This window comes from Acinetobacter sp. ASP199 (genome assembly GCF_022700675.1).
Lineage (GTDB): Bacteria > Pseudomonadota > Gammaproteobacteria > Pseudomonadales > Moraxellaceae > Acinetobacter.
This window is the reverse complement of sequence record NZ_CP062182.1, coordinates 1428074-1454330: the sequence shown is the minus strand read 5'-3', so window position 1 is coordinate 1454330 and position 26257 is coordinate 1428074. Positions and strand designations below refer to the sequence as shown.

Annotated in this window: 21 protein-coding genes; 6 read left to right on the top strand and 15 right to left on the bottom strand. The window is 40.6% G+C overall.

Annotation, left to right across the window (positions count from 1 at the left end; all coding sequences use genetic code 11):
• Positions 1 to 173: 173 nt before the first annotated feature.
• The 4 genes from IHE35_RS06835 to tatA all read right to left on the bottom strand — a co-directional run bounded on the left by IHE35_RS06835 (position 174) and on the right by tatA (position 4095).
• The gene (locus IHE35_RS06835) at positions 174 to 2492 is read right to left on the bottom strand and encodes a PhoX family phosphatase (protein WP_242789876.1); all 2319 of its coding nucleotides are present in this window, start codon (positions 2490 to 2492) and stop codon (positions 174 to 176) included.
• 185 nt (positions 2493 to 2677) lie between these two features.
• Positions 2678 to 3454, bottom strand: coding sequence for a twin-arginine translocase subunit TatC (gene tatC / locus IHE35_RS06830; RefSeq protein WP_242789875.1), 777 nt, complete (start codon positions 3452 to 3454; stop codon positions 2678 to 2680).
• Positions 3451 to 3867, bottom strand: coding sequence for a Sec-independent protein translocase protein TatB (gene tatB / locus IHE35_RS06825; RefSeq protein ID WP_242789874.1), 417 nt, complete (start codon positions 3865 to 3867; stop codon positions 3451 to 3453). The genes tatC and tatB overlap by 4 nt, the downstream gene beginning before the upstream one ends.
• A 9-nt stretch (positions 3868 to 3876) precedes the next feature.
• Positions 3877 to 4095 (bottom strand): Sec-independent protein translocase subunit TatA, encoded by a 219-nt coding sequence (tatA, locus tag IHE35_RS06820; protein ID WP_242789873.1) that lies wholly within the window; start codon positions 4093 to 4095, stop codon positions 3877 to 3879.
• Between the two features lie 504 nt (positions 4096 to 4599).
• On the opposite strand from tatA, the gene IHE35_RS06815 reads away from it, so the two are divergent.
• Positions 4600 to 5022: a hypothetical protein gene (locus IHE35_RS06815; protein ID WP_242789872.1), complete on the top strand. Its 423-nt coding sequence runs from the start codon at positions 4600 to 4602 to the stop codon at positions 5020 to 5022.
• A gap of 560 nt (positions 5023 to 5582) precedes the next feature.
• Here the strand turns inward: IHE35_RS06815 and IHE35_RS06810 are convergent.
• From IHE35_RS06810 to IHE35_RS06760, 11 genes are all read right to left on the bottom strand, one after another.
• Positions 5583 to 6359 carry an OmpA family protein gene (locus IHE35_RS06810; RefSeq protein WP_242789871.1) on the bottom strand — a complete coding sequence of 259 codons (777 nt, stop codon included), beginning with the start codon at positions 6357 to 6359 and terminating at the stop codon, positions 5583 to 5585.
• Between the two features lies 1 nt (position 6360).
• Positions 6361 to 7320, bottom strand: coding sequence for a type VI secretion system-associated protein TagF (tagF, locus tag IHE35_RS06805; RefSeq protein ID WP_242789870.1), 960 nt, complete (start codon positions 7318 to 7320; stop codon positions 6361 to 6363).
• Positions 7321 to 7362: 42 nt separating this feature from the next.
• Positions 7363 to 11208 (bottom strand): type VI secretion system membrane subunit TssM, encoded by a 3846-nt coding sequence (tssM, locus tag IHE35_RS06800; RefSeq protein ID WP_242789869.1) that lies wholly within the window; start codon positions 11206 to 11208, stop codon positions 7363 to 7365.
• Positions 11209 to 11253: 45 nt separating this feature from the next.
• Positions 11254 to 12684: a hypothetical protein gene (locus tag IHE35_RS06795; protein ID WP_242789868.1), complete on the bottom strand. Its 1431-nt coding sequence runs from the start codon at positions 12682 to 12684 to the stop codon at positions 11254 to 11256.
• Complete coding sequence (gene tssG, locus IHE35_RS06790; RefSeq protein ID WP_242789867.1) at positions 12681 to 13673, bottom strand: type VI secretion system baseplate subunit TssG; 993 nt, start codon at positions 13671 to 13673, stop codon at positions 12681 to 12683. Before tssG ends, IHE35_RS06795 begins: the two co-directional genes overlap by 4 nt.
• On the bottom strand, positions 13637 to 15451 hold the full coding sequence (gene tssF / locus IHE35_RS06785; protein ID WP_242789866.1) for a type VI secretion system baseplate subunit TssF: 1815 nt from the start codon (positions 15449 to 15451) through the stop codon (positions 13637 to 13639). The genes tssG and tssF overlap by 37 nt, the downstream gene beginning before the upstream one ends.
• Positions 15452 to 15456: 5 nt before the next feature.
• On the bottom strand, positions 15457 to 15933 hold the full coding sequence (gene tssE / locus IHE35_RS06780) for a type VI secretion system baseplate subunit TssE (protein ID WP_242789865.1): 477 nt from the start codon (positions 15931 to 15933) through the stop codon (positions 15457 to 15459).
• Positions 15934 to 16008: 75 nt separating this feature from the next.
• The gene (locus tag IHE35_RS06775; protein WP_242789864.1) at positions 16009 to 16512 is read right to left on the bottom strand and encodes a type VI secretion system tube protein Hcp; all 504 of its coding nucleotides are present in this window, start codon (positions 16510 to 16512) and stop codon (positions 16009 to 16011) included.
• Positions 16513 to 16561: 49 nt separating this feature from the next.
• Positions 16562 to 18043 (bottom strand): type VI secretion system contractile sheath large subunit, encoded by a 1482-nt coding sequence (gene tssC, locus IHE35_RS06770; protein WP_242789863.1) that lies wholly within the window; start codon positions 18041 to 18043, stop codon positions 16562 to 16564.
• Positions 18036 to 18539 carry a type VI secretion system contractile sheath small subunit gene (gene tssB, locus IHE35_RS06765; RefSeq protein WP_242789862.1) on the bottom strand — a complete coding sequence of 168 codons (504 nt, stop codon included), beginning with the start codon at positions 18537 to 18539 and terminating at the stop codon, positions 18036 to 18038. The genes tssC and tssB overlap by 8 nt, the downstream gene beginning before the upstream one ends.
• Before the next feature lie 25 nt (positions 18540 to 18564).
• Positions 18565 to 19185 carry a hypothetical protein gene (locus IHE35_RS06760; protein WP_242789861.1) on the bottom strand — a complete coding sequence of 207 codons (621 nt, stop codon included), beginning with the start codon at positions 19183 to 19185 and terminating at the stop codon, positions 18565 to 18567.
• A gap of 400 nt (positions 19186 to 19585) precedes the next feature.
• Here IHE35_RS06760 and tssH point away from each other — a divergent pair, with 400 nt between their 5' ends.
• The 5 genes from tssH to IHE35_RS06735 are packed head-to-tail and all read left to right on the top strand — an operon-like array spanning position 19586 to position 26254.
• Positions 19586 to 22252, top strand: coding sequence for a type VI secretion system ATPase TssH (gene tssH, locus IHE35_RS06755; RefSeq protein WP_242789860.1), 2667 nt, complete (start codon positions 19586 to 19588; stop codon positions 22250 to 22252).
• 53 nt (positions 22253 to 22305) lie between these two features.
• A complete protein-coding gene (gene tssA / locus IHE35_RS06750) occupies positions 22306 to 23412 on the top strand; it encodes a type VI secretion system protein TssA (RefSeq protein ID WP_242789859.1) in 1107 nt (368 codons plus the stop codon).
• Between the two features lie 6 nt (positions 23413 to 23418).
• Positions 23419 to 24783, top strand: coding sequence for a type VI secretion system baseplate subunit TssK (tssK, locus tag IHE35_RS06745; protein ID WP_242789858.1), 1365 nt, complete (start codon positions 23419 to 23421; stop codon positions 24781 to 24783).
• A 5-nt stretch (positions 24784 to 24788) separates the two neighbouring features.
• Complete coding sequence (gene icmH / locus IHE35_RS06740; protein WP_242789857.1) at positions 24789 to 25598, top strand: type IVB secretion system protein IcmH/DotU; 810 nt, start codon at positions 24789 to 24791, stop codon at positions 25596 to 25598.
• Positions 25599 to 25612: 14 nt separating this feature from the next.
• Positions 25613 to 26254, top strand: coding sequence for a hypothetical protein (locus IHE35_RS06735; RefSeq protein WP_242789856.1), 642 nt, complete (start codon positions 25613 to 25615; stop codon positions 26252 to 26254).
• The last annotated feature ends 3 nt before the right edge of the window (positions 26255 to 26257 follow it).

Sequence of the window (26257 nt, the reverse complement as noted above, 5' to 3'; positions counted from 1 at the left end):
TGAAGCTATGATTAGTTGTATGGGATTTCACTTATATATTGATCCGAAGTCCACTTCATACTTTAATATTTATATCAATTTAACTCTAAACAAAAATATTCTTTTTATTGACCAGTTAACTCTTAAAATTAAAATGCCGGCATTGAGCCAGCATTTTAATTTAAGTGAGCTATTTAACCGGCTATAACGCCGCCATCATTGCGCGTAATCACAACAGTTGCTGAACGTGGACGTGCGGTCTTGTTCGAACGATCTGATTGACTTGCAGGCCAGTTACTGGTTGGAGCATCAAAGGTTTTAGAATCTTCACCCGGATGCTGTACATTGATGAAAATGGCTTTATAGTCCGGTGTCATGGTCACACCTGTAATTTCACACTCTTTTGGACCAGTCAGGAAGCGACGTAAATTTTCATCGGTTACTTGGGCACCCGCAATCGTCGCTTGACCATTAGAAGTTGTTGCTGGACCACCATCACCTACTTGTCCAGGCAGGGCAGCCAGCATCATACAGTTAGTGGTATCTGTATAAGCGCCGTCGTCAGTCTGAATCCAGAGTACGCCACGAGGATCAAACCACATACCATCTGGTGAAGATAGGTCATTATTATCATTTAAACCTGAGAGATTGATATTCGGTGCCATTTTGGCTTCAGCACCGAATAGGTAAATATCCCATTCAAAGTTTTCTGATGCGGTATTTTCTTCCTTAAAGCGAATAATATGGCCATTCACATTACCTTTACCACCTTCAGGATCTGAGTAATTACGTGGGTTGGCAGCATCAACAGGTTGTGCCGCATTATTACCACGATGACTGTTATTGGTCAGGGTGACGTAGACCTCACCATTCTCCGGGTTAACGGCGACCCATTCAGGGCGGTCCATCTTCGTTGCACCAACAGCATCGCCTGCCAAACGTGCAAAAGTTAATACGTCCGCATCAGAGTTAAATGGATATACGGTATTTTGTTCAGTTAAACCATTTTTACCGTGAGCAAGTTCAATCCATTGACCAGTTCCATCTGCATTGAACTTGGCCACATAGAACTTACCTTTATTCATGTATTTGTCACCAGCACGGTAGCCGGTATTGATATCTTTTGGATCCCATTTTGCATCAGAGACAAATTTGTAAATGTATTCACCACGTGAGTCATCGCCCATGTAGAAGGCAAACTGTTCACCTTCAATCGCACGGCTAGCACGACAGTCTTCGTGAGCAAAACGGCCCAGTGCAGTACGTTTTACCGGATTTGCACTGTTATCAAATGGGTCAATTTCAACAATCCAGCCAAAGGTATTTGGTGCATTACGATAGTCTTCACTTGCAGCGGCTTCAGTAACGTTAGCTGACCAGCGGTCATACATATCTTTTGATCCAACTCTAGCCTGAGCAGTTTCCCACCCATAACGTGAAGATTTATCTAAATAAACAATACGGTCTTGTTCATCGCGTTCCGGAATTTTTTCACCGTCAGCATCCTCAACATAAATGATGCTGCCTTTCTCATCACGTTTAACTGTACCATCGACATTTTTTTCAGTTTGATAAGAAATATCTAAGCCTAAGCCATAACGTTTAAGTGCGGTTTTCTCAGCTTCACTACGGTCTGCATATTGGTCTGTACCTGAACGCTGGAAATAACCAATAAAGTTTTCTTCGGCAGTTAAATATGTACCCCATGGTGTATAGCCATTACCACAGTTATTGTGTGTACCACGGGTTTGATGACCGTTAGGAGAGAAAGCCGTGTGGACTAATGTAGAGCTTGTCACCGGCCCAGCAAAATCCATGACTGTTGAAGGAGTAATACGGCGGTTAAATGGTGATGATTTAACGATTTCTACTGCTTGAGTTTCGGTATTTTTCTTAATATGCACAATTGAAACACCATGCGCATTCACTTCACGGATGACTTCATCTTCTGGACGACGACCATCAACTTTTGTTGGTCCTTGAGGATGTAAAAAAGTTTGATTGATATATTCATGGTTCATAACAAGTAAGCCATGTTCCGATGCATTCTCTTCATAACGGCCGGTTTTAGTGCTTAAACCAAAATAACTCATACCATCGTGGCAGTCACCCGCACGGAACTGAAAGCTTAGCCCCGATGGAAACTCGCTATCATTATCATTCCAGTCAGGGTAGGCAGGATGAATCGAATCACCCATGGCGTATAGGACAGTGGCTGTATAGCCTTCTGGAACCGTAACCCAGTCGTCCAGGTTTTTCTTCACTGGGCTAAAACTTAATTTTTCTGGGCGAGCATTGTTGTCTGCTGGAGGGGTTGGCTTGTTCTCATCGTCCCCGTCATCGCTACACGCCGTCAGGCTAGAAGCCAAAGCTAATGCTGCAGCGCCACTTGCTGTTTTTTTAATTAAGCTACGACGAGAAATACACTGTTCTAAAATATCACGAAAGTGCATGTTATTTGAGTTGTTATTATCTAGCTCTTGATCTTCGTGATAGGGTGTCTGGTATGTCATTTTTAGTTCCTAGAAAAAAGGCTTGGTTATAAAGTTATGAACAAAATAGCCTTGAAGTATTACATTCTGGTTAAGCCTGTATTTCAATAAAGTTAAATAAATCATTTATTTATAAAGATAAGAACAGAAGACAGCCAGAGCTGCCTGAGTTAAAGACTATTCTTTTTGTTTTTGATTTGTTGTTATTATTGATTGGTTAAACGCCGTTTTTCGACCAGTTTTCCGGCCAGTAAACCCAGTTCAAACAGTAACCACATCGGGATGGCCAGCATGATCATCGACAGGGCATCCGGTGGGGTCACAAACATGGCCACAAAGAAACAGCCGACAATAATAAAGCGTCTTTTTTCTACCAAGGTCTGTGTACTCACCACACCGATCAAGATCAGTAACAGGGTAATAATCGGAATTTCAAAGGTAAATCCAAACACCAGAAAAAGTTTTAAACAGAAAGTCAGATAACTGTTGATATCGGTCATCGGGGCCACAGTTTCAGGTGAGACACTGATAAAAAAATGCAGGATAGATGGCAAAGCCACCAGATAGGCAAAAGCGATACCCGCATAAAACAGGGCGATGCTGCCAATCAAGAGCGGCAAAGCCAGACTTTTTTCATTTTCATATAAGGCCGGCTTAACGAAGGCCCAAAGTTGATACAAGATAAAAGGCATAGCGATCAGCAAGGCAACAAAAAAATTCAACTTAAACGGCGCCATAAATGTCGCAGTGACATCTGTAGCAATCATGGTAGAACTTGCCGGTAACTGGGCACGTAAGGGCTCGGATAAAAGTTGATATGTATGTGTCGCAAAGGGCAACAGACAGAAAAATAAGCCAATCAATATCCCTACAATCCTGAAAAGATGCTTGCGCAGAATCACTAAGTGTCTGGTAATCGGCATTTCTTCTAGCTGAATGTTCTGTGGATCGTTGCTGGCTTGAGTCTTGGATAAAATACTCATACGGCTACCTTGATATCAGGATATTTTTGTTCTTGCTTGGCGATCTGATTCGGCGGAGTTAAATGAACCGAAGAAACTGGTTGATTGACCAGTTGATAACTTGGCTGATTTTCTATAACTGGCTGTTCTGAATTTTTTGTGACTGACTCAAGTGGGGTATTGAGATCAACCATTTGTGCCTGCATTTTGGCTTCCAGTTCCTGAATACGTTTCAGCTCGGATTGCATTTGCTCACGTAGTTCAGACAGACGCAATTCACGGTCAAGATCATTTTGTATATTGCTGACGGTTCTTTTTATTTTAGTGGACCATTTACCTATAAAACGAACTGCCTCAGGTAGCTTATCTGGTCCAAGCACTAAAAGCGCAATCACCCCAAAGGCCAGAAGCTCAGTCATTCCAATATTGAGCATGACAATACCTTAACTTTTGATTGAACTCTTGCTGGCTTTAACTTCAGCATCAATAGTGCGGGGCTGTTGAAGTTTTGCTGCTTCAGCTTCTTCTTCACGCACAGATTTTTTAAAGTCCTTGATAGCACCACCAACATCTTTGCCCAGATTTTTGAGTTTAGACGTGCCAAACAGTAAAATTACAACGATTGCAAAAATTAGTACGTGCCAAATTGATAATCCTGCCATATTGTCCTCATTGCATCTTTTTTAAATTCACGGTTATCTCAACATGAATAAATGACAAAGCTATGACGTTTTAATGGCAGTTTAGAGACAAGAATCGTCTAAAATAGGGAAGTCCGCAATGAAGTGCTTTAGCTTTTGCGCCTTTAGAGTTTGGAAGTAACTATCGAAAGTGCAATCGAGTCTATTTCTACACACCATTTGAAAGAAAAATGATCTGTATTCGTAGCCATCAAGCGGTAAATCCGTTTTCAGTAAGTATGATCAAACCGAACTCCTTGAGTTTTGATCACCTTGTTGCTTTCTATCGGAATTATTGGCGAAATAATCCTTTTTTTTGACTTTGGTTTGAATGATTAATCAGTAATGACTATTATGAACTTAGATTTGGGTATTTTTATACGAAAAAGCATTGAAATCTAGGGTTAAACCTTAGAAAGCTTTAATTGATTATTCGGAAAATTCAATAACTGGGTAAGGTCGTGTTAAAGCTTAGGAGATATAAAAATGTTAAATTTATTAAAGAATTTTTTTGGATTGGATAAAAAAAGTGTTTTGGTAAACGGTGAGACAGCAAAGAGTTTTTCGTTTTCTAAAAAAAATAATAAAGCATTGGCTTGCAAGGATTTGAGTCACTTGGATGGTAAATTCAATATGCCAACGCATTCAAATTCGCAAGACAATATGAATTTTTCAGCTAATGGTGGTATGGCTTTAAGTCGCAATGATTTATCATTACTGGATGAAAAATTTGAAATTCCTAAATTTATTGAACCTGAGTACCTAAAACAGCTCAACATAGTAGAAGCAACAGCTCGATTTGGTGTATTTAAACCATATGGTAGTCACACAGTTCGTGATGACAAAGTTTTTCATGTAGATCAGAGAATATATGCAACAAACCCGAATGGAATATTTGATGAACCTTAATGTTAGAAATATTAAATTTCCATTAGCTTTCACCAAGGGTAACAATTACTAAAGATAAAAAAACCGCCAAATGGCGGTTTTTTTTATTGATATTTAAGTCTTTTTAAAGTGAAAATCATATAAATGTATCTATATGATTGTTAATTATTATTTCTACCAACTAGGCGTTGGTAGGCTAAATGCACTCAACGCTTGTAGGGCGTTAATAAATTGATTAATCTAGATTTTATAGCATTAGCAGTTATGACATAATTGTTTGTGCGTAGTCTTGTACGCAGGCGATACAAGAAATGATAAGCCCAGTTGAATTCGACTGGACTTTTTCCTTTACATTGATTAAAGCTTATTTTGAAATAAAACTCACTTTGGAATAATTTCAAAATAAGCTTTAATTTCTGCTGAAAATGTCTAAATTAACTTTTATGGACAACAGGTGCGTGAGTAACAGAATTGCATAATATTCTAATTTAACATAATATACATTATACGAAATCAACCTAATATACTTATATAAGTACATTTATCATGTACTTATATCTGTTGCTCAAGCAACGTTTAGTTTAAAGCACCTCAAACTCAATCCTACGATTTTTCTTTCTACCTTCAGCCGTTGTATTATCCGCTACAGGTTTGCTAGATCCCAATCCTTCGGTATTCAGTAAATGTGCCGGAATATTTTTTTCGATTAAATAAGTTTTAACAGCTTCTGCACGTTGCTGACTCAACATGAGATTTTTATTAGCATCGCCTGAACTATCTGTATGGCCAATAATTCGTACCTTTTTGCTACCAACCTTATTTAAGGCACTGACCATTTCATCCAGAATCTGTATCCCTGAAGCTGCCAATACCGCACTGCCAGATTCAAATTCAATGATTCGATTCTTCAATGCTGCATCAATAATCTGCTGCTCTACCTGATTGACTGAAAGCTGTGCATTTAAACGGTAATTTGCTGGTGTAAGTCTCTGAAAATTAGCTTTAGTTCCCTGAATTTGAGCAGTATTTGATACTTTACCCATCAGTTGAATATCAGAACCTTTTACTGTCAATTTGCCTTGTTTTACCTGTTTCAGGTCTTCATTAATCATATTACTGACTGTATTTGACCAGTCAGCTGGTGCGGCAACCTGACGGATCTGGATACGATCTACTACATTTTCCTGCCCATAAATTGTATATAATTTGCTCAATATTTCCTGTTTAGTGTTTTCGTTTGGTACAGCACCTTCGATAATGATTGGTTGTGCATATAGAGAAAAACCCAGAAATAAATATAATAACATATTGATTTTTATAATATTTTTAAATTTTAGAGATTTTATTTTTATATTCATTTTATGATTCTACAAATGTCTGTTTAAATAACCTGACGCCTTGGGTTAGGCTCATCTGACGCTCACTTAAGGACTGTTCCAGGGTTGCCAGGCCTGCATTATTTTCCAGATACTGATCAATCCAGGCTGCATTGATGAGTGATACCCAATGCTGACTATCCAGATTTTCTGTAAAAATATCACTTAAAGCCTGTATATCTGCACCTTTAAAGCCAAACAGCAAGATTGGCTGTTCTTGGTGTAATACGCCAATCAATAGTTCTGTATGATGATGTTCCACAAACTGGCTGATTAAACTGACCCAAAATGCGGCAATTTCATAGCAATAACTGATATTATGAATTGGCAAAATTAACACCTTATTCAAACGACTGGTGCCTTGCTGAATAACCGGTTGCAGCAATAATCCCAATCCAATCAGGCTTTGAGCCAGCTGATAAACACTGAGATTCATCAGTTTGGCAAAGGAATGAATAGTATGATTTTCATAAAATTTCTGTGCCTCTTTATGGCTGGATACAATAATCTGGTCGCTGAGTTTATTCAGTTTATCCAGCAAAATATCGGTATCTCGTATGGAACGCATCGCACGATTTCGCTGATAAAGCTCAACCAGTGCCGACTTATAGCACAAGGGTGAATACACGATATTTTCAAATGGCTGTTCATGCTCAATCAGATGACTGAGCACCATGGGAAATTGCCGACCTGAACTGTCTTCACTGGAAATCAGATTCGCTACTAGAAATAACCTTTCCTTCGGATTGGCAATAAAAAAATCCAGCGATGGTAATTGCGCATAGGCCTGTTTGAACTCTGTTTTTTGCATGGCAAATTCCAAGGCTTCCGTAATCCATTGATCAATCAGCTGAATCAAATGATATTGCCCTCGTGACTTGAGAAAATCACCACGAGCAGGACATTTACCATAATAAAGTGGTGTGGTTTTTAACTCATACATTACTCACCTCCACCATTTTCTTTAGCTTGAATTGATTCCTCATCATGGTACAGCTGCTCCTGTATTGGCTAATGCCGTAGTCGGATTAGCTTGGCCTAAGCTTTGCTGAGGAGATACAGGAACACTTTGTGCAGCTACGACACGCACCGATTTATTGGAAACCACCTGATCCACCAGTTGCAGGTTGGCATAGTTCGGCTGGCCACCAATTGAATTAGCATTGTGGCCGCTGACCAGTCGGAAGTTTACTTTTATTGAAAGTTCCGGGGTTTCCTTACTCGTCCAGATCATCTCAAAGTTATTGCCTTTTTGAGTACGCTGAGCACTTTCAATCAGGCGATTAATCCCATACTCCCCCGGTTCATCAAAAATGGTATGGGTCTTCCCTTCCAGATCCACCACAGTAATACGCGCACCCGGAATCGATCCCGGATTTGGCCAGACAAAGTTCACCCATTGCTGTACCCCATTTTCAAAAAGCATACGCTGCCCATCAATATCAAAGGTATAGGCTAAAAGTTTTGGATTTTCCAAGGGATAGAACTGGAAATTGGACTGGTTTACAGCCGATGCTGTACTCTGCTTCTGATTCAATTCACCTGTTGCTACCCCATGACTAGGCGCTACATAGGTCTGGAAATTCGTTACAAAAGTTGGATTAAGGCTGATCCCCAGATCCTGCCAGGTTTTCGAAGTTAAGATATACCCACGACGAATGACCAAGGGATCCAGATGCTCTTTTACAAAACGTGCAATACTGCCACTTTCACCAAAAATCTGATTAATTTCATTGGAAGTGGCTTGTAAATTCGCCTGACTGCTAAATGGATATTTCTGAGCCAGATTCTGGATAAATGGCTGGTACGACTGCATGGCCCAAAGCTTATTAATTTCTGCTTGTGTTGGAACAATCAGACTTTCAAAAGACTGGGTTAAAGGTGCGATCAGTAATTTTTGGAGTAGTTGCTGATCCAATTCTGTAGTACCAGCCGCCATTTTCTCGGCCACAAATTTATGAGTGGTGTTGAAAATGGAATTCTGCTCATGGATGGTTTGTTTTACCAAGGCCATACTTGCAGGACCAATATCACCGGAGCTTTTCAGATCATTGAATTGACTGCGTATTTTTGAAATCGAATGCATATAGCCATCCAATAGGGATTGATTCTGCAGATCATCCCGCTGACGTACCATCTGGTAGAATACCTGAAATTCACGTGCAATCACGCCATGGCCTAACTGGTTACTCGCCAGTTGTGCCTGTTTTGCTTCATCACGATTGAGCAATTTACGTTTAAACCAGGCTATAAAGCCTTTTTGTGGCACAGCCAGTTCTGCCTGAACCACCGGATTATCCCAGCTGGTTTCTTTGGCCACACGCTGGATCAAAGTCCTGATTGGAGAATTTTCAGGTTCACCCAAGATATCAATCTGTTTGATTTGCTGGTTGAAATCACCTGCCTTGGCATAATGAACCGCATTCAGAAACTTACGCCATTCTGCAATATATTCCTTTTTATACAGCTCAGTCAGCTGGCGACGGATCTGTTCAGGACTACCACTAAAGCTCAAGTCATCAGATTGTGTGGTATTCAGTACCCAGTCTCGGCTATCCGTTGAACTGGTTGCTGCTTGTTCAATCGCTTCCTGTACATAATCTTTCCAGGCCTGATAACTATAAACACCTGGCAAAGCGTAACTGCCCAGCATGATATTCTGATTCGTTTCCCCCAGAATCTGTTTTACTGTAATCGCAGGGAAACGCACCGCAGCACGCATCTTGATTTCGTTATACACGCGATCACGTGCAGAAATGCCTGTAGTAATCGCTGTCAAGATCTGGCGGCTTTGATCAACCAGTACGGCATCAGAATTCAGCTGAGGGAAACTATTACGTCCTGCCAAGGTAATGGCATAGCTCAAAATCTGTTCTGCTTTCTGGATCATTTCCCCACGCGGCATTTCACCACGGTTTTGCTCCAGCCATGAGCGCCAGAAACGCGTTAGCTGATCACTTAAGTGACTGGAATCCACATATTGTCGATTGCTTAGCATTAAATAGGTTTTCAGGGCATTATAAGCATCTTGAGGATTCTGATCAGAAGGTTCAGAAACAATCTGACGTCCTTGTACCGGCTGGTTAATTTTTACCTGAATATGATTTTCTTTTAGAACTGCTTCATTGGCTTTAACCCGTTGCAGGTACTGTGCAAGCTGTTGCTGGGTTGGCTGTAGAACCAGCTGCTCAATGCCTTTCAGATATTCAGTTTCCAGTTTTTCCCGAATCTGATTGCCCTGATACAAACCGAAACTGTATTTCAGTGGTCTGTCTTGATCAAACTGATCCAGTTGCTGCAAATGTCCTTGCAGTATCAGTAAGGCATCTAACTGATGAACCAGTGAACGGTTGGCTTGTGCCTGCATCTGCACTGCTTTATTCAGGTCGGCTTGAACCTCGGCAATCAGCTGCTGGTTATTACGGTAGGACCATAGCCATAAACTAAGAACAATTGATACACCAAGAATCGCTCCAATAAAGGCCATAAACCGCTGGCGTTTTTTTGCTGGATTAATATGCTGACGCACCAAATGTTTGTCTTTTAGGATGACCTCAGAAAACAGGCCTTTCAGGAAGTAACCATGATCCTGAGAAATGGACTGTTTCGGCAGGCCAATTTCACTGTCATCACTGCGAATCAGATGAAAATCATCAGCGATCTGTTCTGTCATCGGACTTTCAATGACGCCGTCCTGCAAGGCACTGGTAAAGTAAAAGCCGCGGAAAATCGGTTTAAACTGGTAAGGATTTCCCTGAAATAGTGTAGAAATAAAGGTTTTTAGAACCGGTTTTAAGCTCTTAAACTCCAGTGGAAACGTCATGACACTTGGAGAAATATGCTGTGAATGGCGACGGCTCAAATGCGTGGTACTGACACTTTTCAGGCCATCGTACAAAATATTGTAATGTTTCTCGAACAGTTCCACCGCCTGCTCACTGGAATTGGCTGCATACGGTAAGGTTGCACCCCAGACCTGATCAAATTCCTGCGCATCATAACAGTCAAAGAATTCAGTAAATCCGGCAATCAGGTCCATTTTAGAAAAGACCAGATATACCGGAGCAAAGACTTCCAGACGTTCGGTTAAATCCTGAATACGGGCACGCAGATTTTTGGCTAATTTTATAGATTTTTCCGGACTCTGACTGACCAGCTCAGCAATACTGACAATGACAATCAGGCCATTCACCGGCGCTTTTGTACGATTCTTCTTGAGAATATTCAGAAAACCGAGCCATTCAGAATGGTCTTCAGCATAGACTGAATAACGCCCTGCAGTATCCAGCAGCACACCTTCAGTTGAGAAAAACCAGTCACAGTTACGAGTCCCGTTTAAGCCGGAAGACACCATCTTCTGGTGATGTTCTTCAAATGGAAAACGCAGTCCCGAATGATAAATGGCAGAACTTTTCCCGGCTGCCGGATTGCCAATCACCATATACCAAGGCAACTCATATAGCGCAGCATTACCCTTACGATCTCCAAGTCTGGATTTACAAATCAGTTGAATTGACTCCTTCATCTGCTGTTGGATTCGTTGTAACTCTTCCTTATTCTTATCTTTGTTCTGTTCAGCTTCAGTGGTACTGGCAATCGCCTCGGAAAGTTCTTCACCTTTTCTGGCATGACGATAATGCTGGATTAATGCATAAATACCCCAGACCACCAGGATCAAGCTATAGGCAGCCACCAGCATCCAGAACACAGGCTCGGATACGGTATTTTTCATGGAAATAATCACCACAGAAAATGACAGTGCCATGATCGCTTTTGGATTGGTCACATACTGCCAGACATATCCCAAGATCGTATAAAATAATGTATTCACTGTAATCTCTTATATTTCTTAATTTTTTATAATTTATTTAAATTTTCAGGCTGCGTTCTGTTCCAGTTGCTCAGTCATAATCACTGGTTCGTAAGCAAAAAATGTTTGGGGATGCTGTACTGAATAAGCCAATGTAATGACATCTTCATTCATTTGCATACACAGCAATATTCCAAATAGTGCTTTCATCCCTGCTGCACCGCCCAAATAAGAATAACAATACAGGCCATGATGCAGGTCTATTCCAGACATCCCCAGATACTGTTGAACTTTCTTTGCGGTACTAATCTGTAACGGATCATCCAGTAAAAGTATAAATGTAGCTTCCTGCTGCAACTGATCAGCAAAATTTGGACTTTGTTTATGTAAATATTCACTTATATTTTTGACATACTTTAAGGCTTTGAATTTTCTATTTTCTATCAAGTCTTTAATTATTAACTCTGGTGAGGCTAAACATACACTGGCTGCATATTCTCCAGGCAGATATTGTTCCGACTGCCATAACTGTTCGTCTAGCCATTCCTGATCAATTTCAGACTGTACTGCAATGATCAGACTGACCTGCTCACCCTGTTGTTCAATATCATTGAGCAAGTTCAACCAGACTGAATAAATATTACTATGATCGACATAATGGAATTCGATATGAATTTGGCTCTGCACAATTTCATATTGCTGTTCTAGCTGTTCAATCAGTTGCTGTTGTGCTGCATCGGGCCAGAGATGAATCAAGGTTGCCGGTAGCAAAATGTGCAAATTCAATTTATTTAATCGTGAAACCTGTTCAACTGCTGTTTCTTCTTCACTTTCTTTATCAAACTGTTCATTGTTCCAGTCCGGATGCATACGGTATTCATACGCCGTTTCAGCATCATAAAACAGTGCAGATTTTCTAAGATGTGTAGCAATGTGATACAGGCTTTCACTATGTTGCTCCATCTGCTGCTGGATCAGTAAATTTATACGCTGCACCCGCATGCTGTGCAGGGTGTCATTCTCTTCTGTGTCGGGTAACAGCTCGTCCAGACTCCGAATGCGATAAGACAGGATGGGCAGTCCATAGTGATTGACCAGTGATTCATCCAGTTCCGGGCTTTTAAACGCCTGCATAGCTTCAATAATCTGCTGATTTTCACCAAAGCTGTGGATTGCAGCAGATGAATAGACTTTTAGAGTCAATTCTTCGATGGGTTTGTCCTTGTTTTTCTCCAATTCACTTTGCTGTTGCTGACGCTTTTCTTCGCTTTCAGCTGCTTCTAACTTTTGTGCTTTACGTGCCTGATAGGCTTTTATCGATTTATAAATCAGCCAGGGTGAATATAATAACAGTGCTACACATAGCGGCAGCAGAATAAAGAACTGCAATATATCCATGCCGGTTGGGTCGTATTGCACATCACGCCAGTAATAGACGACTAACCCGCTTATAATCAGGAACAATGCCAGAATAGTAGAGATAAGAACCTTGATCATGCTGCTCTCCCCATCAGGCTATAACAGGTCTCCTGATTATCAGCAGATGCTGGTGGCATCAGAAAAGTGCCCTGTCCTAGCCCTACACTTTCATTTCCAAGCCGGATTGGAGTGACGTCTTCTTTGTTTAATATCAGCCGGAGATCTACCATCAAGGTTGGGCTGCACCAGGTTGCAATGATCTGCTTGAGTTTTTCACTTTGCTTTTGTTGTGGAAGAAAGCTTAGAAAGTCTTGCCGATTTAATGGGCCAATCACAATTTCAATTTTTTCATCAATCTGAGTCAGTATCTCACCACAGAAACTATTGATTCCTAATAAAGCTGGAGTAGATCCTCCTAATGAAGTTTTTTGAAAACCTTCCAGCTTGAACTGTTCTGGTAAATATTCACTGATCTTCACCTGATGCTTGAACATACAGCTCAACATGGTTTTCAGCACATATACACTATTATTTTGCCCCTGCATTAAACCGGAAAATTCAGCAAAATAATCATCCAGATGATTTTGCTGATGCTGTTCACGCACATAGCCATTTAGTGCATGTAAAATTTCCAGATAATGATTGTCCTGTTCAATTTCATAGCGCAGCGGCAAATGATAGATAATTGAAGCCTCAATATATTTCGCGGTGAGTTTATGATTAAACAACCCTAGAAAATGCAAGGTTTCCTCACGCTGTTGACGCGGACTTTGCTTGATTCGATAAGTATAGGTATAAGGCAATACCCCCTGTATACCGGTCAAACCAATCATCGGGCTGGTGAGCTGAATTTTTTGATCTTTCCATTCCAGACATTCAATCTCGGATTTTGCAAAATTCAGGTTCAGGGAACTGCCAAAACTAAAACTTTTGCTCCAGTCCTTTGATTGATTTTGTTCAGGATAGTGACGTAATAAACGGGTTGCTTGTACCAATTCAAAGCGGGTTGATTGTTGATACAGCTGCTCCACTACAGAAGTTTTTTTCCACCAACGTTCTGCACGCATTGGTATACCTCCTGTTCTGTTACAGCATCAATTACAATCATTTCCACATAACTGTTCATTTGCACTTTCAGGTTAAAAATATGATTAAGCAATTGGGCAAAAACATACAGACTTGACCCGTGAAATACTTCGTTATTCATCCTGACCGTTGCACGTACACCACGGACAAATAGCGGAAAAGGTTTATGATCCAGTAATTTCTGGCTCAATGAAAAATCAATCGATTGGATAGACTCAATTATCAACCGGTTCTCTTTGGACCCTGGCAGGTTATACAGTTCTAATAACTCTTTGAGATGCGTAACTGCATCACCTTTCATCAACGACAGATTATTCAGGGAAAGATGAGAAATAATGCGCCACTGTTCTTTCTGGCTCTGCTTAAATGAATAAGGCAAAGATGGTCGCTTTAGTAACAATCCTCGTCGTGCCAACTGACTGTCATTTAAGCTGAGTGCATTGTGATCCTTGTTATAACTTTCATAAGGCAGATCACGATTACAGCACAACAACTGGGTACTAATAAAATCAGAGGATATGTTCTGTGGTTCCAGGCTTCTGGAAACTAAAGAAAACTTCAGGTCACTCTTTTGTGTACTGGCAGTGTCTGGTTGTAAATGATAATAAAATTGTGCGCCGTTATGTCGATAATGGCTCATGGCAAAAAAAGGCAAAACTTGTTGAGCAACCTGTTCTTTATCAATCTTCTCACGAATCAGGCTCATCTCTGAAACTGAATATACCTGATAATATTCAGGATGATGCGCATCTGAAATCAGTGGATATTCCAGTCGCTGATGATTGATTTTCTGTGGTTCAGCCTGCTTCTCGAATAGGTTCACTACTGGTGTGGCAAATAGCTTGAAATTGGCAAGATTCAGTTCTGAATAATTACGAATCGCTGCCTGATCATTCAGGTTCATTTTAAAATGAATATGTAATTCAAAATTGGATGCATCAGGTTCTGCCTGATTAAGAAAATCCAGATTCAGGTTCAGGAAATTAAACTTATCCGGAAAGCAAAAGTATTCCAGTAATAATCGGTATGCCTGATGGGTATGCTGATCCACTGGCAATAGACTCTCCTCTTCACTAAATCCTAAGAGATTAAAAGGATTAGGAATTTCAATTTCCTGATTATTTATCTTGATTGAAAATTGGGTCTCGGACTTAAAGATCTGATCCAAAACCTGCAAAGGAAAACTGGAGATTGCATCCAGATAAATTGGTAGCTGATGCTGTTGAAGTAATTTCAGCTGTTGATTGAAGATTTCAAAACCTAAAATTAGTGTGGCATTACGGTTTAAGTGAATATGTGCCGAAGGATGAGTTTTAAAATTGACAGATTTCAATGCGACAGGCAGCAAAGTCACATCCTGAACAGTCCGGTATTCACATTGCACGCCACGTACACTTTTAGACTTTAACGATGTATTTTTAGGAATTAGATGTGCACTGTTCAGCTGTTTGATTTTGTTGAAATCTTCAAAACTGACAATCGAGCACGCTGGAAATGGCTTTAAATACTGGGGAAACATCACCTCAAAAATTGATCGCGTGAAAATTTCATAACTGTCATTCAGCTTTTTATCGATACGTGCCGAGATTAGTGAAAATGCCTGAATCAGGCGCTCAATATGCGGATCGTCAATCTGCTCCTGATTTAAGGACAGACGCTGGGCAATTTTTGGGTATTTACTGGCAAATTCACGAGACTGCTGGCTAAATTCCTGCAGCTGTTTTTCGTAATAAGGTAATAATTCTTCAATCGCACTCATTCTAATTATAATCTTGGCAAAATAACGTATTGTTGTGTGGTCGGTTTCAGTAAAGCGTCAAAAACTACAGGCTCATATAAAGGATGGATATTTAAATAAGCCTGAATGCTTAAGCACAAGCTACCCATATTGTTTTCATCCAGTAGCATTTCTACCCGGACCTGCTTAAGCCGTGGTTCATGGGCTGAAATAGATGCTTCAATTGAGCAACATATTTTGTCGCGATCCATTGGATTGGCTGTCGATAATCCGACAAAATCAATAATCCCAAATTGCAGAATGGATTGCTTTATCGAAGTATAGTCATCAATAATATGATCCAGTTTGGCCATGCGGCTATTTAATAGATCTTCCAGATCTACCGCCACGGCTTCACGTAATTGCTGAATGGACATGCCCTGTGTACTGGCTTTATCTTGTGGTAAAAGTCGGTCAAACAAGGTCGAACGGAATCCATAAGGATAAAGCTGATCCAGACTCATGTATTTCAATCATCCATTTGAAATTTAATCATTTAAATAGAGGCCTGCATGTACAAGCCTCTAAATTCAAAAGAATTAAGCAGCGTAAGATGCAGTATTATTCGACAATGACCATTTTTTGGTCACAGCACCTTTCTGCGTTCCGTTAATATCCTGCTGGTTATAAGTCCACTCAACCGCAGCATATTTCAGACCGAACGCTTCAGTTGGTACACCTTCTTCATTCACGCTTGGTGTTACTTGAGAAACCAGAACGTGTTTCAGTTTAATCTGCAGGTATTTAATACGCTTGTCGCCGTTGGCACGGTAAAAGTCAATTTGCACTTCATCAAAGGTATAACCGGCAGAACAGGCTTCCCAAAGTTTAGGGCTTGTTGCATCCAGGTCTTTGACAAAGATCATGTCAGAATACTCTACGCGCTCGGCAGTATGACCACCTACGCTTGAAGAAGTCGCAGATTTTGGCTGGCGAATATTGTGTGACCAGGAATTTACTTCAAGCCAACTTTTATGTTCAGAATCTCGTGATTCACCATCTACTTTATATTTGCCGCGAAATTGGACGTATATATCTTTCATTGTTATTTTTTATCCTGTTTTATTATAAATAATAGAAAATACAACCGGCTTAGTTGCTCGATTGAGGCAATTCAGTGACCAGTCGCAGGGATACAGACAACTCATCAAGCTGAAAATGTGGTCGCAAGAAGACCACTGATTTGTAGTGACCAGGTTCAGCTGGATTTTCTACAACCTTGATTGATGCTTCACGCAATGGATACTGAGCCTTAGATTCCTGAGAAGCGCCATCATCAAGTAATACATATTGTGATAACCAGTCATTCAGGAAGGCTTCGACATTACCAGCTGAGGCAAAGCTACCGACTTTGTCACGCATCATCGCTTTCAAATAATGCGCGATACGCGAAACTGCCATAATGTATTGGATCTGGCTTGATAAAGCAGAGTTGGCATTGGCTGCATCAGTGTCATATTTTTTTGGCTTTTGAGTCGATTGAGCACCAAAGAACGCTGCATAATCGGTATTTTTACAATGTACCAGTGGAATAAAGCCCAAGTCGCTGAGTTCTTTTTCACGACGGTCAGTAATGGCAATTTCAGTTGGACATTTGAATATCACATCACCATCATTGGTCTTAAACGTATGTACAGGTAAGCCTTCTACCAAACCACCACCTTCTACACCACGGATCGCTGCGCACCAGCCATGCATGTCAAATGCATTGGTCAAACGGGTACCGAAGGCATAAGCTGCATTCATCCATAAATATTCATTGTGGTCTTCACCAGAAACATCTTCAACGTAGTTAAAACCTTCAGTTGCCGTACCTTCTTTTGGATGATATGGCAGACGCCCCAATACGCGTGGCATCGCAAGTGCAACATAGCGTGCATCATCACTTTCACGGAAAGAACGCCATTGCACATATTCAGCGGTTTCAAAAATCTTGGACACATCACGTGGACGATCAATATCTGTAAATGATTCAAGACCAAACATGCTTGGACTCGCTGCCGAGATAAGTGGTGCATGTGCTGCTGCTGCCACATGTGAGATCTGTTCCAGCAAATACATGTCTGATGGTGTACGATCAAACTCAAAATCACCAATCAAGGTCGCATAAGGTGCACCACCGAAAGAACCATATTCTTCTTCATAAATCTTTTTGAATAAGGTACTTTGGTCAAAATCTGTCGCACTTTGGAAATCCTTGATTAATTCCTTTTTAGTGGTATTCAACATCCTGATTTTAATCAAGGAATTGGATGGTGTTTCCTGACAGAAGTAATATAAACCACGCCAGGTCGATTCAATTTTCTGAAATTCTTCGTGATGCATGATTTTGCTGAGCTGCGTTGAAATCAGTGCATCGATTTCGGCAATACGTTTATCCAGCGCAAGCGTCATGTTATCAGATACGGTGATCGTCCCTGCCATGACTTCACGTGCCAGTTCACCAATCAGGCTTTTGGCACGATCATGTTCTTCATCAGTACGCGCGATACGGCTACGCTCGACAATAGAATCCAGTAATGAGTATTCTTCTACATTCACATTTTCCGCAGTTGCTGCATTTAAATTACTCATTTTCAGCCTCCACGCTCATCTTGCGAATCTGATCCGTACTTTTCAGCACTTCATCAAGCAGATCTTCCAGACGTTCATTATTGGAAATTTTGTTGCGTAAATCTGTTAAACGTTCACGTGCATTCACCAGTCGACGTAATGGATCAACCTGCTGTACCACCTGTTCTGGCTTAAAGTCATCCATAGAATTGAAGGTCAGATCCACAGACATCCTACCGCCCTCTTCAGTCAGTGTGTTCTCAACCTGAAAGTTGGCACGTGGCGCCAGTGATTCCATGACTTCATCAATATTGTCTAAATCCACATTGATAAATTTCTTGTCTTTTAGTTTAGTTTTTTCCAGTTCAGAGGCTGCTGAAAAATCTCCAAGTACCCCGACCACAAAGGGTAATTCTTTTACTTCACGCGCATCACCGACTTCTACATCGTAAGTCAATTGCACCCGTGGTGGACGAATCCGCTGTAATTTCTTCTGTACACTTTCACGCTTAGCCATATTTTTGATTCCTATAAATTATTTTTTAATTATTGCGAAGTGCGCCAAATGGGTTGGAGGTAGGCGGGACATTACGAGTGACGGCTGGCTCATTTTTCTTGGCGACAACATTACTGGTAGACGTTTCTTTTGCTTTAGTCGGAACACTTTGACGTGTCCTGGTCGAGCTGGATTTTTTGCTCGAACTTGCCACAGTTTGTTTCTTGCTGCTTGAATTTTTCTCTACACGTAGAGGCATTGCAGTAACAGGTTGAGATAGACGCACATTGTCGTTAAAGACCTTAGTAATAACATAGGTGTCTTCAGTCAGTGGGCGGATTTCGGTGCTGCGCATATAGTTCACAGCTTTATTTGAAATGGCCACGCCAGAAAGGAATGTGATATCTGTTAATTGACGTGTTGTATAATTTTCACGATTTAACTGATCTACTGCTTGAAGTGCCTTCAGATGCAGACCTCGATCCAGATAAAGTTGCGCAATATTGGCTTTGATTTCACGCTGCAAATTAAGATCTTTCTGAGCTGGTTTGGCACAAAGCTGCGCATACTGTTGCAGGATTTCCGGGTCAGTCTCTCCTTCAGCCAGTGGATGTGCTTTAAGACATGATTTTTTCAGGGTTGCAGCATGCGCCTGCATCAAACTCATCGTGCAGACAGTCATCATCAGCAAGAGTGTGGAACTCAGATTTTTTTTCAAAATAAGCCTCAAATTTTTCTTTTTCTGGTTGTTTAATTTTTTATTTGAAATGATTTTTCTGTATTTATTATTTAAAAATCATCTTGCGAATTTAACAAAAAATGATCACACTAAGTCAACAACAAAAATTAAATTTTGTGAAATATTTTTTAACAGTCTTTCAAAGAATGTTAAAAATTATATGACTTTGATCATTTTATTCTGTTAAAAAATATGCAACAACAGGATCAAAATAGATCAGTAAAAATGATTGGCTTGCAGTCATGCAAATATATAATAAGAACAGCACAGTGATATTTTTTAATTTTTAAAGACATTGTGCCTTGCAAGAACAAATAATGAGAAATACATGAATAACCTAAAGATTTTAATTACTAAATTATCTGATCATGCACGTTTATGTCTTGAGAAATCCGCCAACACCTGTATCAACCAGCAAAATTACGAAATCGAAATTGAACATTTTTTTCTGGAATTTCTGTCGCATGAGCAGCCGAATGATATCCAGTTGCTGATTAAACACTATAAGCTCTCCAAAGATGACTTATTAGATGACCTGAAAGAGAGTTTAATTCATCTTAACAAAGGAAATTCACGTACTCCTATTTTTGCCAAGTCAATTATCCGTTTACTTGAGCAAGCTTGGCTATTGGCATCTGCTGAAAAAGAGCCTGTCATCCGTAGTGGACACCTGCTGGTAGCTTTATTAACTGCTTCCGATCTGTATCAGATTGCAATGCGTTCATCCTCTATTTTTGAACTGATTCCGATTGATACAATGAAGCATAAGTTTCTGGATTTATGTCAGGACAGTATCGAAAATCCGCCAGCTCAAGCTCATCTTTCCCAGTCAGTAACAGCTGCAAACTCTCAAAATTTAATCAAAAAAACACCAGCACTAGATCAATACACCATCAACCTGACCCAGAAAGCTATCGAGGGAAAAATTGATCCAGTGATTGGACGTGAATTTGAAATTCGCTTAATGCTGGATATTTTAATGCGCCGTCGACAGAATAATCCGATTTTGACGGGTGAACCGGGGGTTGGTAAAACTGCGGTGGTTGAAGGTTTGGCACTAAAAATTGCCCGGCATCAGGTACCTGATGCCCTGAAAAATGTACAATTACATGTACTGGACATGGGACTGTTACAGGCTGGTGCCAGTGTTAAAGGTGAATTTGAAAACCGTCTCAAACAAGTAATTCAGGAAGTACAAAGCTCATCTCATCCAATCATCCTGTTTATCGATGAAGCGCATACCTTAATTGGGGCTGGTGGTCAGGCAGGCCAGAATGATGCTGCCAATTTACTTAAGCCTGCTCTGGCACGTGGAGAACTACGAACTATTGCAGCAACCACCTGGGCTGAATATAAACAGTATTTTGAAAAAGATGCAGCTCTCAGCCGCCGTTTTCAGGTTGTCAAAGTTGAGGAGCCGACTGAAGCGGTCGCGATTTATATGCTGCGTGGCATGATTCCGGTGATGGCCCAACATTTTAATTTACAGATTGATGATGAAGCGATTGTTGCTGCGGTGCATAGTTCGCATCGTTATATCAGTGGACGTCAGTTACCAGATAAAGCGATTAGTGTCCTAGATACTGCAGCCGCTCGGGTTGCCTTGACCCAGAATGCACAACCGGCTCAACTCAATCATCTGCAAGCACAATTGCATAATCTGGAATTGGAACACAAGCTATTAACCCAGGAAAACCAGAATCTGCCAATTCATCATGCAAGACTAAATGATCTTTCTAAAAAAGTTGCAGATTTAAAACAGGACATTCATTATCTAGCTGAACAATGGCAACGAGAATTACAGATTGTTCAGCAGATCCTGGACATTCAGGCACAAGAACATGATGAAAAATCTAGTCTAAAAATTGCAGAATTACGCTTAGAACTGGCTGAGATCCAGCAAAAAAATCCACTGGTGTTTGAACGTGTGAATGCCAGCATCATTCATGAAATCATTTCGGATTGGACAGGTATTCCAGTGGGCAAGATGATCAATGACGAAATCAGGCAGGTATTACAGCTTGAAGACCGTTTGGCCGAGCGCGTAATGGGACAGGATTATGCCCTGCAGCAACTGGTACAAGGTATTAAAACGTCTAAAGCCAAACTGGAAGACCCGAACAAGCCACAAGGTGTTTTCTTATTAGTGGGACCAAGTGGTGTCGGTAAAACTGAAACTGCCCTCGCCCTAGCCAATGAACTGCATGGCGGTGAATCGCATCTGATCACGATTAATATGTCTGAATATCAGGAAGCACATACAGTTTCTTCATTAAAAGGCGCACCTCCAGGTTATGTCGGCTATGGTCAAGGTGGCGTACTGACGGAAGCTGTTCGCCGTAATCCATATAGCGTGGTTCTGCTAGATGAAATTGAAAAAGCACATAGTGATGTACAGGAACTGTTTTATCAGGTCTTTGATAAAGGCATGCTGGAAGATGGCGAAGGTCGTATGATTGATTTTAAAAATACCACAATCTTACTGACTTCAAATGCAGGATCATCTGCGATTATGCAGGCCTGTCTCAATCAGCAAACTGAAAGCTGGCCAAGTGCAAATGAGCTGATTGAACAGCTCAAGCCAAGTTTATATAAGCAGTTTAAGCCGGCATTCTTGGGGCGTATGCAGATCGTACCTTACTTCCCGCTGCATGATGATCTGCTCATCAGAATCATTGAGCATAAACTTGGCAAAATTATCCAACGTGTACAGGCACAATATAAGACTGAAGTGACTTATAGCGATGATCTGCTAGAACTCATCCTAAGCCGTTGTACAGAAGTTGATAGTGGTGCCCGTAATGTGGATCATATTCTTAATGCCAGTATATTGCCTGCTTTAGCCACTGAAATTTTGATGGCGCTCAGTGAAGAAAAAGTTCCTGAGAAAATTCAGATTGATGTGGAAAATGATGAACTTATTTATCTTTTAGATTTACCACAAGCTAAAGCAAAAACTAAACGCAGCCGAAAAATGAAAACGAATGCGGTATAAAGCTATATTTTAAAAGCAAGAATTAAAGAAAAAGAACAAGTTTTAGGTGAAGAATGACTCTAGATATTGAACAACTGCTTGCCCCCATCTCTGATCATCAGCCATGCGGTGAGGATTGCTCATTTTCAAATGACTTTCATGCTATTAAAAAAGCTAAAACTCAGGATGATCCTCTGCTGGATCAAGGCGACTGGATTTCAGAACCACGTCAGGCGGACTGGCATTTTGTACTGAATAAGTCAGTTGAGCTGTTAAGTGATAGAACTAAAGACCTGCGTCTTTATACCTGGTTAGCTGAAGCTTGGGCAAGAACTCACGGATTTGCAGGAATTGCTCGTGGACTGGAACTGAGTCATCGCAGTATTCAGCAATATTGGCAGGACATGCATCCTTTAATTGAGGATGATGACCTGGATCAGCGCCTAGGTTTGCTGCAAGGATTGATCAATCAGATTCCTGTCTTGATGAAACAGGTTCCTCTTGTCAGTCAGGCACCGTTTTATCATTTGGGAAATTATGAGTCTATTTTACATCAGAAAAATGTGCATCTGCGTCAGAATCAGCAGACTGAAGATGATGAGACTTCCACTAGCAATGATGAAATGCAGCACTTTGAACAATTGCTACAGGCAACTTCCCGCTCGGTACGGTTGCAAAACTACCAGCAGGTTTTAGATATTCAACAGCACTGGCAGCAACTCAAAACTACCCTGGATGAATTATTGGGTTTAGATGCACCGAGTTTTTCTTCGATTGATGAACAGATTGATTCGATCATTTCCCAGATTAAACGCCTATATAAAGTGGAACAGTTAGCGAATCAAAATCCTGAAAACTTAATCCCACCGACAGAATCAGGAATTCAGCAAGTTTATACGGATACTTCCTCTTCTGTTGTTCAAACTCAATTCAGGTTACAGCCACAAAATCATCTGGCCAATCGGGAACAGGCATTGAAAGTCTTAAATGAAATTGCTGACTATTTTCAGACCCATGAACCGCATAGCCCGGTGAGTTATATGCTGCAAAAAACTATTCGTTGGAGCCAGATGCCGCTGCATGAATGGCTGGCACAAGTAATAAAAAATGATAATCCCCTGGAACAGGTTCAAGAGTTACTGGGTGTACACGATATGAATAATTCAAATAATGAGTGGTAAGACTGAATGTTTAAAGCAGAAAAAGTTCTTTGGGGTGAAGGCTTATTTTTAAGACCTCAGCATTTTCAGTTACAGGATGCTTATCATGAACAGCGTCTGAACCATATGATTCAGGCGAGCTTGCCTTTTGCCTATGGAATTCAGTCGATTGAATTCGATGAAACCCAGCTCGGCATGAATATATTGGCACTCAGCCAGATTGAAATGGTCTGGCAAGACGGGGAAATTTATCGTGCACCTGCACAGGACCTATTACCGGAACCTATACAACTTGATACCTTGAATCTGCGTACAGAAATGGCAATTTATCTGGCTTTACCGATGATTCAGGCAAGTAAGCAAAACCTTCATGTTCATGATCATTCCCAATCCAGTCGCTATCATTCCCATTTAAGCTCAACCCATGATCTATTTACCAATGCGGCTACAGCAGAAATTACCTTGTTACGCCGTCGTGCGGAATTCAAGATTTTCGAAATAAGTCAGGGGCCTGAACAGGTGTTGGATGGCTATTTTTATCTCCCGATTGGAACAATGAAACGCCAAAGTTCCGGGAATTTCGTACTGGATCACAAGTTTATTCCCCCAATTCTACATATCGAAGCATCAGAAAATCTGTTGAATAATTTGAAGCATACTTTGAATATTATTCGAGCCAAGATCAAAACTATTCAAAACAATAACCGGGAAAATGAACAAAAACTGATTGAATTCCGTTCTGGCGATATTGTGTCTTTCTGGCTGGTCAATGCCTTAAATACTGCACATGCTACCCTAAACCATATCCTGCAATATCCACGTATTCATCCAGAACGTCTATATTCTGAATTATTGCGTTTGACCGGATCCTTACTGACCTTTTCAAATGCCTATGCAGTCGATCATTTACCTCAATATCAGCATCATCATTTACAGGAAAGTTTTGGTCAGCTTGATGTGATTTTACGTGAATTGCTGGATACGATTATTTCAAACCGCTATATCAGTATTGCTCTGAAGGAAACCCGTCCATCCTATTGGGTTGGCAGTCTTGAAACTGACAAAATTTCCCGAGATACCCGTTTGTATCTTGCGGTATCGAGTAGTGTCATGCCAGTCCATGATCTGATTGCCTATGTGCCGATCCGTTTCAAGGTTGGCGGTACTGTCGATGTTGAACAACGCGTGATTTCCGCACTTCCAGCTGTGCCTGTTCAACATCTGATTCAGGTGCCTACCGCCATTCCAGTGCGTTCTGGGGTGAGCTATTTTGAAATCGAACCGAATAATGAACTGTACCAGCGAATGATTGAGTCCGAGACTATTTGTGTCTATATCCCAAGCGGATTCCAGGATCTTTCAATTGAGCTGATTGCCGTGATCAATGGATAAGAATAATGAATAGTATAAATAATGCGCCGTCTTTATTTGACGATGGACAGATTGGTACAGGTTTTCAGACCAATACAAAGATAGATATGCATCGACACGCAGCAACTGCCGGCCTGGTGGATCTATTACATGATGGATTCTATGTCGTTTTCCTGATCCGCAATCAGTATGTACCTTCGAATCTGGAGTCCTTCCGCCAGAAAGTGCTAGATATGCTGTCACGTTTTGAGACTCAGGCGAGAAAACTGCAATTTTCCGCAGAAGATATCAATGATGCAAAATATGCATATTGTGCTTTGTTAGATGAAACGATTGTCACCCAAAAAGATGCCCGTTTTTTTGATTTGCAAAATTTCTGGATGATGAGCCCGTTACAACTCAGCTTATTTGGCTCACAACTGGCTGGTTATCGTTTCTTTGAACATATGGAAGAAATCCGTAATAAAGACAAAGAGCGACTCGCCGTACTTGAAGTCTACCATTACTGTTTATTGCTAGGCTTTCATGGTAAATACCGGATTGAATCGATGAGCCAGCTGAACAGTCTGATCAGTCGTATCGGTGATCAAATTGATTACCTCAAAGGGAAAAAATCATTTTCTCCTTTTGCTGCCATTCCGGATCAGATTAAACATATCATTCACCGTGAATTGCCATTTTTCTGGATTCTGATTTTCTGGCTGTTATTTGCACTGACAAGCTTTATTGGTTTGCACTATGTATTGTCCAAAGACCGTAATACGGCATTTGCCCAATATCAGAATGTAATTAGTGTTCCTGCAGAACAGGCCTATATCACTATCCATTTACCATAAATATGATACCAACTATGGCATACAAAAATAATAAACATATTAATATCTTACAGTCTATAAAACCTATGTCTCGTTCTCCTCAATTTTATCTATTGAGCGGATTTATACTTGGTGCTGTATCAGTAGCTTCTATTTTACTAGGCTATAGTTATTATCAGAATTCTAAGGGATTAACTGGCACACCAATCATTGCAGAAAACCATCAAATAACAGATTCAAATCATGCCGTAGAATCTGAGCAGCTTATTCAAAAGGCCGCTACGCTGTCGAATCAGGAAGATATCCAAAATCCAGAAGATGGTTTTGATCAGAATATTGAAAATATGTTTAAGGTAGCAAAGTCAGAAAGTCATGCTGAACCTGACAAGCATACTTCACCTTTTGAATCTGCGTTTGATGTCCAAGCACAAAAACCTTTAATTCAGGCCAATGATAAAAATAAACCACTTAGACCAGTAATTCACACAATTAAATCACCATCAACAAAGACGAAAGAAATCAAAGAATTTCGATACAATTCTTTAAATGTAAAAGCTAATAGTCAATCAACAATACAAACAGAAAAACCTGTTGAGCTAAAAACGGCAAGTACTTCTTCACAGGAACAGCCACCGGCAGCTACACCACAAGAAAGTGCTGAAGTAGAACCGTCATAAGCA